Source organism: Pseudomonas sp. NBRC 111143 (genome assembly GCF_001320965.1).
Classification (GTDB): Bacteria; Pseudomonadota; Gammaproteobacteria; order Pseudomonadales; family Pseudomonadaceae; genus Aquipseudomonas; species Aquipseudomonas machongensis.
In genome coordinates, this window is the sequence record NZ_BCBT01000006.1 from 99,851 (window position 1) to 113,041 (window position 13,191).

The 13,191-nt window shown below is 63.3% G+C and carries 13 protein-coding genes; 5 read left to right on the forward strand and 8 right to left on the reverse strand.

What is annotated here, in order from left to right; genetic code table 11:
- The first annotated feature begins 60 nt into the window (after nucleotides 1–60).
- Nucleotides 61–1,374 carry an ATP-binding protein gene (locus APH44_RS05400; protein WP_054891674.1) on the forward strand — a complete coding sequence of 438 codons (1,314 nt, stop codon included), beginning with the start codon at nucleotides 61–63 and terminating at the stop codon, nucleotides 1,372–1,374.
- 54 nt (nucleotides 1,375–1,428) lie between these two features.
- Here the strand turns inward: APH44_RS05400 and rimK are convergent, their stop codons facing one another.
- Together rimK and APH44_RS05410 are read right to left on the reverse strand one after the other, a co-directional pair.
- The gene (gene rimK, locus APH44_RS05405) at nucleotides 1,429–2,334 is read right to left on the reverse strand and encodes a 30S ribosomal protein S6--L-glutamate ligase (protein ID WP_015268602.1); all 906 of its coding nucleotides are present in this window, start codon (nucleotides 2,332–2,334) and stop codon (nucleotides 1,429–1,431) included.
- Nucleotides 2,331–2,813, reverse strand: coding sequence for an ATP-dependent zinc protease (locus tag APH44_RS05410; protein WP_054891675.1), 483 nt, complete (start codon nucleotides 2,811–2,813; stop codon nucleotides 2,331–2,333). The genes rimK and APH44_RS05410 overlap by 4 nt, the downstream gene beginning before the upstream one ends.
- Nucleotides 2,814–2,922: 109 nt before the next feature.
- Between APH44_RS05410 and APH44_RS05415 the strand changes: the two genes are divergently transcribed.
- Nucleotides 2,923–3,324, forward strand: coding sequence for an RNA-binding S4 domain-containing protein (locus tag APH44_RS05415; RefSeq protein WP_054891676.1), 402 nt, complete (start codon nucleotides 2,923–2,925; stop codon nucleotides 3,322–3,324).
- A gap of 20 nt (nucleotides 3,325–3,344) precedes the next feature.
- Here the strand turns inward: APH44_RS05415 and APH44_RS05420 are convergent, their stop codons facing one another.
- Nucleotides 3,345–4,148, reverse strand: a complete 804-nt coding sequence (locus tag APH44_RS05420) for a phosphatase PAP2 family protein (protein ID WP_054891677.1) — start codon at nucleotides 4,146–4,148, stop codon at nucleotides 3,345–3,347.
- 116 nt (nucleotides 4,149–4,264) lie between these two features.
- Between APH44_RS05420 and hslO the strand changes: the two genes are divergently transcribed.
- The 3 genes from hslO (at nucleotide 4,265) to APH44_RS05435 (ending at nucleotide 7,464) form a co-directional block, all read left to right on the forward strand.
- On the forward strand, nucleotides 4,265–5,164 hold the full coding sequence (hslO, locus tag APH44_RS05425; protein WP_054891678.1) for an Hsp33 family molecular chaperone HslO: 900 nt from the start codon (nucleotides 4,265–4,267) through the stop codon (nucleotides 5,162–5,164).
- Nucleotides 5,165–5,343: 179 nt separating this feature from the next.
- Nucleotides 5,344–6,891 (forward strand): phosphoenolpyruvate carboxykinase, encoded by a 1,548-nt coding sequence (locus APH44_RS05430; RefSeq protein ID WP_054891679.1) that lies wholly within the window; start codon nucleotides 5,344–5,346, stop codon nucleotides 6,889–6,891.
- 138 nt (nucleotides 6,892–7,029) lie between these two features.
- Nucleotides 7,030–7,464: a thioesterase family protein gene (locus tag APH44_RS05435; RefSeq protein WP_054891680.1), complete on the forward strand. Its 435-nt coding sequence runs from the start codon at nucleotides 7,030–7,032 to the stop codon at nucleotides 7,462–7,464.
- Here APH44_RS05435 and APH44_RS05440 read toward each other — a convergent pair.
- From APH44_RS05440 to fdhD, 5 genes are all read right to left on the reverse strand, one after another.
- Nucleotides 7,454–8,110 (reverse strand): response regulator transcription factor, encoded by a 657-nt coding sequence (locus tag APH44_RS05440; protein ID WP_054891681.1) that lies wholly within the window; start codon nucleotides 8,108–8,110, stop codon nucleotides 7,454–7,456. The two genes, APH44_RS05435 and APH44_RS05440, sit on opposite strands and share 11 nt — an antisense overlap.
- A gap of 119 nt (nucleotides 8,111–8,229) precedes the next feature.
- A complete protein-coding gene (locus APH44_RS05445; RefSeq protein WP_054891682.1) occupies nucleotides 8,230–9,033 on the reverse strand; it encodes a protein-glutamate O-methyltransferase CheR in 804 nt (267 codons plus the stop codon).
- A 215-nt stretch (nucleotides 9,034–9,248) separates the two neighbouring features.
- A complete protein-coding gene (locus APH44_RS05450) occupies nucleotides 9,249–9,734 on the reverse strand; it encodes a YMGG-like glycine zipper-containing protein (RefSeq protein WP_054891683.1) in 486 nt (161 codons plus the stop codon).
- Between the two features lie 234 nt (nucleotides 9,735–9,968).
- On the reverse strand, nucleotides 9,969–12,314 hold the full coding sequence (locus APH44_RS05455) for an FdhF/YdeP family oxidoreductase (RefSeq protein WP_054891684.1): 2,346 nt from the start codon (nucleotides 12,312–12,314) through the stop codon (nucleotides 9,969–9,971).
- 5 nt (nucleotides 12,315–12,319) lie between these two features.
- On the reverse strand, nucleotides 12,320–13,150 hold the full coding sequence (gene fdhD, locus APH44_RS05460) for a formate dehydrogenase accessory sulfurtransferase FdhD (protein ID WP_054891685.1): 831 nt from the start codon (nucleotides 13,148–13,150) through the stop codon (nucleotides 12,320–12,322).
- Between the last annotated feature and the right edge of the window lie 41 nt (nucleotides 13,151–13,191).

The window sequence follows — 13,191 nt, forward strand, 5'->3', positions numbered from 1 at the left end:
GCCCTGTTTTCGTCTGTGGTCCCCGCCTTGCTTGTTCCCGCCGTGCAGTAATCGTCGCCAATGAAAACGCCTCTCTGGTTTCCGCAAAGCTTCTTCGCCCGCACCCTGTGGCTGGTACTGATCGTCGTCCTGTTTTCCAAGGCGCTGACGCTGGTGTACCTGCTGATGAACGAGGACGTTCTGGTCGACCGCCAGTACAGCCACGGTGTGGCGCTGACCTTGCGTGCCTATTGGGCGGCCGATGAAGAGAACCGCGACCAGATCGCCGAGGCGGCCGGTCTGATCCGCGTGACCGGCTCGGGTGTGCCGGAGGGTGAGCAGCACTGGCCGTACAGCGAGATCTACCAGCGCCAGATGCAGGCTGAGCTGGGCGAGGATACCGAGGTACGCCTGCGCATCCATGCGCCGCCAGCACTGTGGGTCAATGCGCCGAGCCTGGGGCCGGGTTGGCTGAAGGTGCCGTTGTATCCGCACCCGTTGCGCGGGCAGAAGATCTGGAACGTGCTCGGTTGGTTCCTGGCCATCGGCCTGCTGTCCACCGCGTCGGCCTGGATCTTCGTGCGCCAGCTCAACCAGCCGCTCAAACGCCTGGTGTTCGCTGCCCGTCAGCTCGGGCAGGGGCGCAGCGTGCGCCTGCCCATCAGCGATACACCCAGCGAGATGACCGAGGTGTACCGTGCGTTCAACCAGATGGCCGAGGATGTCGAGCAGGCCGGGCGCGAGCGCGAGCTGATGCTGGCGGGGGTCTCCCACGACCTGCGTACGCCACTGACCCGGCTACGGCTGTCGCTGTCGCTGATGGGGAACGAAAGCGAGCTCAGCGACGACATGGTGCGCGACATCGAAGACATGGACGCCATTCTCGACCAGTTCCTGGCCTTCATTCGCGATGGCCGCGACGAGCCGGTGGAAGAAGTCGACCTGGGTGATCTGATTCGCGAGGTGGTGGCGCCGTATAACCAGCCCGAAGAGCGCGTGCGCCTGTGCCTGGAGCCTATTCCACCCTTCCCGCTACGGCGCGTATCGCTCAAGCGCATGCTGGGCAACCTGATCGGCAATGCCCTGCACCATGCGGGCAAGGGCGTCGAGGTGGCGGCTTATGTGTCAGGTGAGCAGGGGGCGCCGTACGTGGTACTCAGCGTGCTCGACCGGGGCGCGGGGATCGACGAATCGGAACTGGAGACCATCTTCAATCCGTTCATTCGCGGCGACCGTGCGCGTGGGGGCAAGGGCACCGGGCTGGGCCTGGCGATCGTCAAGCGTATCGCCGCCCAGCATGGCGGCAATGTCGAGTTGCGCAACCGCTCCGGTGGCGGTATCGAGGCGCGGGTGCGCTTGCCCTTGGGGCTGTTGCTGCCGCGCGATGCCGTGTGAGGTTCTGTGGTCTCTTTGTGGCTAAAGCCGCGAAGAGACCGACACGATTTCGAATCAACCCTTGCCTTTGGTCCGGGTCTGGTTCGGTCCGCCGTTCTTCTCCAGGTGTTCGATGATCATCCCGGCAACGTTCTTGCCGGTGGTGACTTCGATGCCCTCCAGCCCCGGCGACGAATTCACCTCCATCACCAGCGGGCCATGATTGGAGCGCAGGATATCTACACCGGCCACGCTGAGGCCCATGACCTTGGCCGCGCGAATGGCCGTCATGCGTTCCTCGGGGGTGATCTTGATCAGGCTGGCCACTCCACCGCGGTGCAGGTTGGAGCGGAACTCACCGGGCTTGGCCTGGCGCTTCATCGAGGCGATGACCTTGTCACCAACCACGAAGCAGCGGATGTCGGCGCCGCCAGCCTCCTTGATGTATTCCTGGACCATGATGTTCTGCTTCAGGCCCATGAACGCTTCGATGACCGACTCGGCAGCCTTGGTCGTTTCGCACAGCACCACGCCGATGCCCTGGGTGCCTTCGAGCACCTTGATCACCAGCGGTGCGCCATTGACCATCTGGATCAGGTCGGGAATGTCATCCGGCGAGTGAGCGAAACCTGTGATCGGCAGACCGATGCCGCGGCGTGACAGCAATTGCAAAGAGCGCAGCTTGTCGCGCGAGCGGGCGATGGCCACCGATTCATTGAGCGGGTAGACGCCCATCATCTCGAACTGACGCAGCACTGCGCAGCCATAAAAGGTCACCGAGGCGCCGATACGCGGGATCACTGCATCGAAACCTTCCAGCGGTTTGCCGCGATAGTGGATCTGCGGCTTGTGGCTGGCGATGTTCATGTAGGCGCGCAGGGTGTCGATCACGACCATTTCATGGCCGCGCTGGGTGCCGGCTTCGACCAGGCGGCGGGTGGAATACAGACGCGGGTTGCGCGAAAGCACGGCGATCTTCATGCAGCACCTGTGACAGGGGAGAGAGTGGCCGGGAAGGCCGGTTTGTCCTGAACGTACTTGAGGCCGGGGTTGACGACCAGTTGACCGTGGATCAAGGCTTTCGATCCAAGTAACAACCGATAGCGCATGCTCTTGCGGCAAGCCAGGGTGAATTCCACTTCCCAAACCCGGTCGCCCAATGCCAGTGGCGTTCGGATCACATAGCGGGTCTGGGCATGGCCATTGGAGCTCTTGATGGTTTTCATGGTCACCAGAGGCGCTTCGCAGCGGCGATGACGCAGTTGCACTACGGAGCCCAGGTGCGCGGTGAAACGTACCCAGGACTGGCCGTCGCGCTCGAAGGGTTCGATGTCGGTGGCGTGCAGGCTGGAGGTGCTGGCGCCGGTGTCGATCTTGGCCCGAAGCCCGGCGAGACCGAGGTCGGGCAGGGCGATCCACTCGCGCAGGCCGATCACTGTCAGATGGTCAAATGTTTTCACGAAGCACACCCTGCGAATGAGGTGGTGAACTGTAAGCATGGCGCGGACTTTTTGCATCCGACAGTTACGGTAGTACAGTTCCGTTAAAGACAGAATTCGAGGTAGAGGGATGGCACAGAAAGCGGAAGACGACGACAAGGTCCGCCTGGACAAATGGCTGTGGGCGGCGCGCTTCTACAAGACGCGTGCGCTGGCCAAGGCGGCGATCGAGAGTGGCAAGGTGCATTGCCGTGGTGAGCGCTGCAAACCGGGCAAGGAACCGCGGGTAGGTGACGAGTTCGTGCTGCGCACCGGTTTCGACGAAAAGACCGTGGTGGTCAAGGCGCTGTCGGTGGTGCGTCGTGGGGCGCCCGAGGCGCAGACCCTCTACGAGGAAACTGCCGACAGCGTGAAGCGCCGCGAGCAGGCCGCCGAACTGCGCAAGGCCGGGGCGATGGGGGTGACCACCGACGGCCGGCCGAACAAGAAGCAACGGCGGCAGATCCACCAGCTGCATGGCAGTTTCGAGTAGACCTGCGCCGTCAGTTGCGCTTAGAAGGCCGTGCGCATCACGCTCATGCGCCCGATCAGCGGTAGCTTGCCGAGTACCCTGAACAGCGGTGAGGTCCAGCGCACCAGTGCCGCGCTGGCCTTGGCCGCGAGAGGTGTATGCACGGTCCAGCCCAGGGCCAGTAATGCCATCCCCAGACCACCGATGTAGTCATCCTGCCCCCAGTGCGCGCCAGCGACCAGACGCGGCAGCATGAACAGCACGGCCAGCCCCCAGATCACCAGGCTTTGCACCAGCCGGCGACTGAACAGACTCATGAACAGCGCCCAGAGGAGCAGTACCGAAGCGTGATCGCCCGGGAAGCTCTTGCTGGAACGGTCCTTCAGTTCCCAGTGGGCTTCAAGGTTCGGGTAGTAGTGGCTCAGGCGCACGGCGTCGTCGAATACGATCGACGGGCTGTCATGCTGCCATCCGGATGCATCCACCCACTTGGAAAACAGCGCGCGAACCACCACTAAGAGGAGCAGGCTGACGAAAAAGCCGAAGAATGCCTGCCGTACCTGCACGGCCTTGAACACCCAGTCGCCCTTGATCAGCAGCAGGAGCAGGATCAGACCGACGACGATGTCGAAGGGGCGCAGGCTGCCCAGGGTCCAGATGTAGCGCCAGGTGGTGCTGTCTGCCAACGGGCTGTTGAGTGCACGGAATAGCCACTCGTCGAAAGTCAGGAACAGGATCTGGCCAAACGGCCACAACCAGAAACACAGTAGAGCGATCGGCAGTAAAGTGCAGGCTGCCAGAGGTCCCCAGGACCACTTTTCTTGGAACAGTGGCCGATTATCCATAAAATACCTCAATTGCCAGCTGAATTTCCGCGCGTCGTGCGCGCTTTAACACGGGCCTTTGTAGGCTCCTGTAATCATTTTGTCACTCTTTTCAGAATTTTCAGATAGCCAAAACCATGAGCGATTTACCGGATACCGATTTCACCCAACGCTTCCTGTTCGAAGAGCGCGATGTGCGCGGCGAATGGGTCGAGCTCGACAAGAGCTACAGCGAAGTGCTCGCCCGTCACCCTTATCCGCAGCCGGTTGCCGCTCTGCTGGGTGAGCTGATGGCTGCCACCTCGCTGCTGGTCGGCGCACTCAAGTTCGATGGCCTGCTGATCCTGCAGGCGCGCTCGCAAGGGCCGATCCCGCTGCTGATGGTGGAGTGCTCGGGTGAGCGCGACATCCGCGGCATGGCGCGTTACGAGGCCGAGCAGATCGCGGCTGACGCGACCCTGGCGGACCTGATGCCTGATGGCCACCTCACGCTGACCATCGACCCGGTCAAGGGCCAGCGCTACCAGGGCACCGTCGAGCTCGATGGTGCCAACCTGTCCGAGTGCTTCACCAACTACTTCGTGCAATCCCAGCAGCTCAACACGCGCTTCTGGCTCGACACCTCGACGGGCAAGGCCCGTGGCCTGCTGCTGCAGCAGTTGCCGGTCGACCGCCAGCGCGATGAAGAAGAACGCGAAGACAGCTGGCAACACGTCGTGGCCATGGCCAGCACGCTGAAGCCCGAAGAGTGGGCCGAAGGTAACGAAACCCTCCTGCACCGCCTCTATCACGAGGATGCCGTACGCCTGTTCGACATCGAGCCGCTGCGCTTCCACTGCAGCTGCTCGCGTGAGCGTTCCGGCAACGCCCTGGTCAGCCTCGGCGAGGCGGATGCCAAGGCGCTGGTGGAGGAATGCGGTGGCCAGGTCGAGATCGATTGCCAGTTCTGCAACGAGCGGTATTTCTTCGATGCCAGCGATGTAGCGCAATTGTTTGCGGGTGGTGGCACAGACGAGGCGTCAGAAACTCGCCACTGAAACGCTTCACTACAGGAGATTCTCCTGTCTAATTGCGTAAAAGCGCAGTTACGACAGGAGGGGCCTACTTTTTTTGGGCGTTTCTGGCATAATCCGGCCACTTTTTTCGCTGTAGTAGTTTGAAACAGGCCACTACAAAACGTTTGGAGCACTCGGCCTCGGGCCGGATGGGGTATCTCATGACGCAAGCCAACAACACCGTGTACACCGACCTGACCGTCGACGAGCTGGTAAAACATGCGCTGCAACGCGGTGAAGGCGTGCTGGCCGATACTGGCGCACTGGTCGTGGAAACCGGTCACCGTACTGGCCGTTCGCCCGCTGACCGTTTCATCGTCGATGAACCGAGCACCTCTGCCGCCATCGCCTGGGGCCCGATCAACCGCAAGTTCCCGGCCGACAAGTTCGATGCCCTGTGGGACCGCGTCGAGGCGTTCAACAACGCCCAGGAACACTTCGTCTCCTACGTTCATGTCGGTGCCGCGGCCGAGCACTACCTGCCGGTCAAGATGACCACCCAGACCGCCTGGCAGAACCTGTTCGGCCGTTGCCTGTTCATCAATCCGGAAAAAGGCCAGTTCAACCCGGCCGGCCGCGACCAGTGGCAGATCCTCAACGTCGCCAACTTCGAGTGCGTTCCAGAGCGTGACGGCACCAACTCCGATGGTTGCGTGATCCTCAACTTCGCCCAGAAGAAAGTGCTGATCGCTGGCATGCGCTACGCCGGCGAAATGAAGAAGGCCATGTTCTCGGTACAGAACTTCCTGCTGCCGGAAGTCGACGTGCTGCCGATGCACTGCGCGGCCAACATCGGCGAAGACGGCGATGTGACCCTGTTCTTCGGCCTGTCCGGTACTGGCAAGACCACCCTCTCCGCCGACGAAAGCCGTTACCTGATCGGTGACGACGAGCACGGTTGGGGCGAAGGTGTCGTCTTCAACATGGAAGGTGGTTGCTACGCCAAGTGCATCGACCTGTCCGAGAAGAACGAGCCGGTCATCTGGAAAGCCATCAAGCATGGCGCGGTGCTGGAAAACGTCGTCATCGACGAAGCCGGCCACGCCGACTACACCAATGTCAGCCTGACCCAGAACAGCCGTGCCGCCTACCCACTGGAGCACGTCGCCAAGCGTGCCGAAGCCAACCTGGGTGGCGAGCCTAACGCGGTCATCTTCCTGACCTGCGACCTGACCGGCGTTCTGCCTCCGGTGTCGATCCTGAACAACGAGCAGGCGGCCTACCACTTCCTGTCGGGCTACACCGCGCTGGTCGGTTCCACCGAAATGGGTTCGGGCGGCGGCATCAAGTCGACCTTCTCCACTTGCTTCGGCGCGCCGTTCTTCGCCCGTCCTGCAGGCGAGTACGCCGAGCTGTTGATCAAGCGTATCAATGGCTTCAACTCCAAGGTTTACCTGGTCAACACCGGCTGGACCGGCGGTGGCTACGGTGTTGGCAAGCGCTTCAGCATCCCGACCACCCGTGGCGTGATCGCCGCGATCCAGAGCGGTGCTCTGGTCGGCGCTGAAACCGAGCACCTGGACATCATCAACCTGGACGTACCGAAGTTCGTTCCAGGCGTCGATACCGAGCTGCTCAACCCGCGCGCCACCTGGGCTGACAAGGCCGCTTACGACGAGGCCGCCAAAGGCCTGGCCAAGCTGTTCATCGAAAACTTCAAGAAGTTCGAAGTTTCCGACGCCATCAAGGCCGCTGGCCCGCAGCTGTAAGCTGTACTGCCCGCAGTGAAAAGCCGCCCTTCGGGGCGGCTTTTTCATGTCTGGCGAGCGAGCACTGTGTTTGCGGCTATGGTTTTCCAGACCAGATGTGGGAAGCTCCCCTTTCCTGCCACCCGCCTTGGATACCCCATGACCGAGACCATCCAACGCAGCGCCTTTTCTCATTTCCACCCCATCCTCACGCGTCCACAGGACAACGACCACAACGGCCACCTTGGCGGTTCCACGGTGCATGCCTTCTTCGAGACGGCCATCCAGGCATTTCTCGTCGAGCAGGCCGAGCTGGACCTGCGTGACGGCGAGCTGGCCGGGTTCGTGGTCAGTTCTGCCGCGGATTTCTATGCCTTGCCCGGGTTTCCCGATGTGCTGGAGGTTGGCCTAGGAGTAACGCGGCTTGCTGGCAGCACAGTGGAGTTTCGTCTGGCGTTGTACCGGCCGGGCGAGGTCGAGCCCTGTGCGGCGGGCACTCTGGTGCAGGTGTTCATCGAGCGCAGCACGGGGCAACCGGCGGTGCTGCCGGAAACCCTGCAATTGATCCTGGCGGGGCTGTCGCTCAATCGTTGAGGCGGATGATCCCCTCGCGCACGGCAAACAGCACCAACCCTGGAACATCGTGGATCTGCAGGCGGTGCATGATCTGCGAGCGATGGGCCTCGATGGTCTTGATGCTCAGCCCCAGCCCATCGGCGATGGAGCGGGTGCTCTCGCCGCGAGCGATCAGGCGCAGGACTTCCAGCTGACGCGTGGTCAGCGGCGCTTGTGCGGGGCTGGGCGGACGTTTGCGACTGTGCTTGAGGGCCTGCCCGATGACCATTGGTAGCACTGTCGAGGAAAGGTACTGTCCGCCGCTGCGCAAGGTCTGCAAGGCCTGCTCGAATTCTGCGACGGTGGCGCTCTTGAGCAGGAAACCCTGGGCGCCGAGTTGCAGGCAACTCATCACATGCTCCAGTTCCGAGCGGGTCGAGAGCATCAGCACGCGTGTGGCCGGAACCCGGATGAACAGCTCCTGCAATACCTGCTGACAATCCAGCGCATCGCTGTTCATGTCGAGCACGACGATCTCCGGCCGCAGCTTCTCCGCCAACGCCACGGCGCTCATGCCGTCGTTGGTGTCTCCTACCACGGCGTAATCCTTCTTCTGTTCGAGCAGGGCGCGCAGGCCGGCGCGGAAAAGTGGCGAGTCGTCGGCAAGCAGGATTCGGCAGGGCATGGGTCAAGGCCTGTTTCGCAAGGGAAGGGGGGCGGCAGGCCTGCTCGATCCACAAGCGCACTGCCGCGCCGGGGGCGCGACCAGTCCTTGTCTGCCGTTCGATGCGGCAGGGCTATTCATCATAGGCGTTCGAACACCGACGGCAGTAGTGGCCGCAGGGGCAGATCCAGGCCGTGGATGCTTTCGCTGTGGCCGATCATCAGCAGTCCGCCCGGACGCAGGTGTGGCATCAGGCGCAGCAGGACATCGGCCTTGCATCGCGCGTCGAAGCCCGCGAGCAGGTTGCGTAGCAGGATCACATCGAACTCGCCCAGATCGGTCGGCAATGGCTTGATCAGGTTGATTGTCTCGAAGCGTACCCGTTCGCGCAGACCCGGTGCGATACGTAGACGACCGGCTGCTTCGTCGGCGCCACACAGGCAATGGCGGTCCAGCCAGCCATGGGGAAAGTAGCGGGCCTGGGCGATGTCGTAGACACCGGTTTCAGCCTGTCGCAGCAGTGCGCTGTCGTAGTCGCTGGCCAGCACCTGCCAGCCGGCGGATGTGCTTTGTTGCGCGACCATGGCCAGGCTCCAGGCCTCTTCGCCACTGGCACAGGCCGCACTCCAGAGGCGCGCAGGATGAGCGAGTGTGGGAAGCCAGCGCAGCAACTGTTCGAAGTGGCGGTGCTCGCGAAAGAAGTAGGTGTCCCGGGCGATGAGCAGGTGCAGCAGGTGCGTCTGTTCGCTGGGGTGTGCATCGATCAGGTCGAGGTAGGCCTCGAAGCTCGCCAGCCGGTGTAACCGCAAGCGTGCATGCAGCCGATGGGCGACCACGTTCTGGCGATCGTCTGCCAGTTGCAGGCCGGTGGCCTGGGAAACCCGCTGTCGGATGCGCTGGAAGCAGGCGTGGTCGAGGTGCGGCGGGCGCGTATCGTCCGTCATCCTTCTGCTTCCCCGGCGTCGGGCTGGCGTATTGAATCGACGAGGCTCGTGCGCATTCCCTGCGTCCCCTGTTGTGATGGCGGTGGGAAATGATAGCTAGTGGCTAGTTGCCTCCATATCGGGGTGTCCCTTAAGCCCTCGACCTGCCGGAATGCAAAGGCCCCGCCGGGTGAGGGCGGGGCCTTAGGCATCAGGCGTAGGTGAATGGACGCCGATCAGTCACGCCAGTGGCGCTTGTGCTTGCGATGGCCATAGTGATGGCCGTTGTCCCAATGGCGACGGTCGTCGCCACGGCGGTAACGCCGGTCACGATCGCGGTCGTGACGGTCGTCTTCGTCGGCCTTGTTGCCCATGTAGTTGCCGAGCGCACCGCCGGCACCGCCACCTGCGGCTGCGCCGATCAGGCTACCGGTGCTGCCGCCAACCTGGCGGCCGACGACGTTGCCGCCCGCCGCGCCCAGGGCACCACCAATGGCGGCTTCACCGCGCTGGCGCTTGTCGGCACCGACGGCACTGCCCGCCGCACCACCCAGGCCCGCGCCAATGGCCGAGCCGGTGTTGCCGCCGATGGACTGGCCGACCACCGAGCCCAGTACCCCACCCAATGCGCCGCCAATGCCGGCCTCGGTGGTGCCGCCTGCCATGGCAACGCCGCTGAGCAGACCAAAAGACAACAACAGAATCGAGGAGTACTTCTTCATCAAGAGAGCCTCAGAGGGATGACGAGGCGAAATTTGAGGCTCGGCGAAGCGGCTGGCAATGGAAATCCGACGAGTAGCACGAGTTGTACACAATTTCCTAACTTGCTGATTTGGCTATGAAACTTTATTCGTTTTTGTCGGTCTCAGGTTACTTGAGACAACAAAAAGCCCCGGTTACTACGCCGGGGCTTTTTGTTTTCTGGTCGGCCGTCAGCGCGGTACGGCCCGCGCCTTTCAGATGATACGCCCGTTCCCGTGCGCCGCCTCGAGCTTGATGGCGATGAACTTCGAGGTTGGCGTGTGGCTGCCGTCGCCGATGCTCTCCAGCGGAACCAGCGGATTCACCTCGGGGTAGTAGGCGGCTGCCTGCCCCGCCGGAATGTCGAAAGCCAGCAGGGTGAAACCCTCCACCCGACGCACATGCTCATCGCCCCACAACGACACGATGTCGACCTTCTGCCCTGGCTGGAAGCCCAGGCGAATGATGTCGGCCTCGTTGGCGAACAGCACTTCGCGCTGGCCGCGCACGCCGCGGTAGCGGTCGTCCAGGCCATAGATGGTGGTGTTGTACTGATCGTGCGAACGCATCGACTGCATGATCAGGTCAGGCACCTGGCCGCTGGCGCGCACGCGTTCGTCGAGCAGGGTGTCGGGCAGCAGGTTGGGCTTGAAGTTGGCGCGGCCGCTCGCGGTCTTCCACTGGCGGCTGCCTGCGCTGTTGCCCAGGTAGAAACCACCCGGCAGGTTCAGGCGCTGGTTGAAGTCGGCAAAACCGGGGATGGTATCGGCGATGAGGTCGCGGATCCGATCGTAGTCGGCCACTACCCAGTTCCAGTCCACAGGATGGTTGCCCAGGGTGGCGGCGGCGATGCCTGCGACTACCGCAGGTTCCGAGCGCATCTGCTTGGACAGCGCGCGCAACTGGCCGTTGGAGGCGTGGACCATGCTGAACGAGTCTTCCACCGTGACCGCCTGCGGGCCTTCGGCCTGCAGGTCGATATCGGTGCGGCCCAGGCACGGCAGGATCAATGCCTGCTGGCCATGGATCAGGTGGCTGCGGTTGAGCTTGGTGCTGATGTGCACGGTCAGCGCACAGTTGCGCAGGGCTTGGGCGGTGCGCTCGGTATCCGGGGTGGCCTGGGCGAAGTTGCCGCCCAATCCGATGAACACCTTGGCCCGGCCTTCGAGCATGGCGTGGATCGCCTCGACCGTGTTGTGACCGTTGCTGCGCGGCACCGGGAAGCCGAAGCGCTTCTCGATGGCATCGAGCAGGGCTACCGGTGGGCGCTCGTTGATGCCCATGGTGCGGTCGCCCTGTACGTTGCTGTGGCCGCGTACCGGGCACAGGCCGGCGCCAGGCACACCGATGTTGCCGCGCAGCAGCATCAGGTTGACGATTTCCTGGATGGTCGGCACCGAGTGGCGGTGCTGGGTGATCCCCATCGCCCAGCACATGATCACGCGTTTGCCTTTGCAGTACATGCGTGCCGACAACTCGATATCGTCGAGGGTCAGGCCTGACTGTTCGACGATCTGCTCCCACGGCGTGGCATCGACCACCGCCAGGTACTCGTTCACGCCCTGGCCGTGCTCGGCGATGAACACATGATCGAAGATCGCGGGTTCGCCCTTGGCTTGAGCCTCACGCTCCCACTGCAGCAGGAACTTGGCCATGCCGCGCAGCAACGCCATGTCGCCACCCAGGGCCGGGCGGAAGAATGCGGTATTGGTCGGCCGGTCGCTGTTGAGCAACATCTCCAGTGGATGTTGCGGGTGCTGGAAGCGTTCCAGGCCGCGCTCCTTGAGCGGGTTGACGCAGACCACCTGGGCGCCGCGCTTCACTGCATCGCGCAGCGGGTCGAGCATGCGTGGGTGGTTGGTGCCGGGGTTCTGGCCCAGGACGAAGATCGCGTCGGCATGTTCGAAGTCGTCGTAGGTGACGGTGCCCTTGCCGACGCCGACGCTCTGCCCCAGGGCCACGCCGCTGGCCTCGTGGCACATGTTCGAGCAGTCAGGGAAGTTGTTGGTGCCGAAGGCGCGCACGAACAGTTGGTACAGGTACGCCGCCTCGTTGCTGGCCCGCCCGGAGGTATAGAACTCGGCCTGGTCTGGTGACTCCAGCGCCTTGAGGTGGCTGGCGATCAGCTCGAAGGCTGCATCCCAGGCAATCGGCTGGTAACGGTCGCTGGCCGGGTCGTAGACCATCGGTTCGGTCAGGCGGCCCTGGTACTCGAGCCAGTAGTCGCTCTGCTCGAGCAGCGCACTGACGCTGTAGCGAGCGAAGAAGGCAGCGTCGACGCGACGCTTGGTGGCCTCCCAGTTGACGGCCTTGGCGCCGTTCTCGCAGAACTTGACCATGCCGCTCTCGGGCGAGTCGCCCCAGGCGCAACCAGGGCAGTCGAAGCCGCCGTTCTGGTTGGTCTTGAGAAGTGCACGCAGGTTCTTCAGCGCGTTGTCGCTGCCGACCCAGGCCTTGGCCACGCTGCGCAGTGCGCCCCAGCCGCCGGCTGGGCCGTGGTAGGGCTTGTAGCGTGGGGTGGAAGCGGGGGCGTTGTCTGGAAGTTTCTCGAAGGAGGTCACGGCTTTTACGACTCCGCCGCTGGGCTGAATACCCGCGGTGCACTGTGTTTGGGCAGATGGATGAGGTTGAGGTTGTGCTTGCGTGCCCATTGCAGGGCAAGGCCGGTCGGTGCCGACAGGCTGACCAGGGTCTGGATGCCGGCGCGCAGGACTTTCTGGATCAGCTCCAGGCTGCAGCGGCTGGTGACGATGGCCAGGCCGCCGTGGGTGTCGATGCGCTGGCGTAGCAGGGCACCGATCAGCTTGTCGAGGGCGTTGTGCCGGCCGATGTCTTCGCGGCCCAGCAGCAGTTCGCCGTGGCGGTCCATGAACAGCGCCGCATGAACAGCGCCGCAGTGCTGGCCCAGGGGCTGGAAGGCGTCGATGCGCTGGCGCAGGTCCTTGAGCCATTCCACCGGCGGCAGGGGCGCGCCGGGCAGAGTCTCGAGTTCGGGCAACGCCTGCTCCAGGGCCTCGACGCCACACAGGCCGCAGCCGCTGGTGCCGGCCAACTGGCGGCGCTGGTTCTTGAGGTTCCAGAACGCACGGCTGGAGATCTCGAGGTCGGCATACAGCGCCGAACCACTACCGGAGAGCTTCAGGTCGTAGATGTCTTCAGTGCTGGAAACGATGCCGCTGCCAATGCTGAAGCCAACGGCGAAGTCTTCCAGATCGGTCGGGCTGACCAGCATCACCGCCTGGTTGAGGCCGTTGTAGACGATCGCCAGGGCGACTTCTTCGGCCAGGGGCGTGCTGTCGCTCGCCTGGTCGGAGAGCTGTACGTAGTCGTAGGTGTTGCTGGCGGCAGGCAGTGACAGGGGCGTTGATGCCGCGCAGACCGGAGGCTTGCTGTTCATCGGGGCGGATCACCGGCGGCTTTTACTTGCACAAGCCTAGG

What these genes read in the sequence shown, in the direction of transcription:
- APH44_RS05400 (WP_054891674.1), top strand. Translation starts at nt 61, where the DNA reads ATGAAAACGCCTCTCTGGTTTCCGCAAAGCTTCTTCGCCCGCACCCTG.
- rimK (WP_015268602.1), bottom strand. Translation starts at nt 2,334, where the DNA reads ATGAAGATCGCCGTGCTTTCGCGCAACCCGCGTCTGTATTCCACCCGC.
- APH44_RS05415 (WP_054891676.1), top strand. Translation starts at nt 2,923, where the DNA reads ATGGCACAGAAAGCGGAAGACGACGACAAGGTCCGCCTGGACAAATGG.
- APH44_RS05420 (WP_054891677.1), bottom strand. Translation starts at nt 4,148, where the DNA reads ATGGATAATCGGCCACTGTTCCAAGAAAAGTGGTCCTGGGGACCTCTG.
- hslO (WP_054891678.1), top strand. Translation starts at nt 4,265, where the DNA reads ATGAGCGATTTACCGGATACCGATTTCACCCAACGCTTCCTGTTCGAA.
- APH44_RS05430 (WP_054891679.1), top strand. Translation starts at nt 5,344, where the DNA reads ATGACGCAAGCCAACAACACCGTGTACACCGACCTGACCGTCGACGAG.
- APH44_RS05435 (WP_054891680.1), top strand. Translation starts at nt 7,030, where the DNA reads ATGACCGAGACCATCCAACGCAGCGCCTTTTCTCATTTCCACCCCATC.
- APH44_RS05440 (WP_054891681.1), bottom strand. Translation starts at nt 8,110, where the DNA reads ATGCCCTGCCGAATCCTGCTTGCCGACGACTCGCCACTTTTCCGCGCC.
- APH44_RS05445 (WP_054891682.1), bottom strand. Translation starts at nt 9,033, where the DNA reads ATGACGGACGATACGCGCCCGCCGCACCTCGACCACGCCTGCTTCCAG.
- APH44_RS05450 (WP_054891683.1), bottom strand. Translation starts at nt 9,734, where the DNA reads ATGAAGAAGTACTCCTCGATTCTGTTGTTGTCTTTTGGTCTGCTCAGC.
- fdhD (WP_054891685.1), bottom strand. Translation starts at nt 13,150, where the DNA reads ATGAACAGCAAGCCTCCGGTCTGCGCGGCATCAACGCCCCTGTCACTG.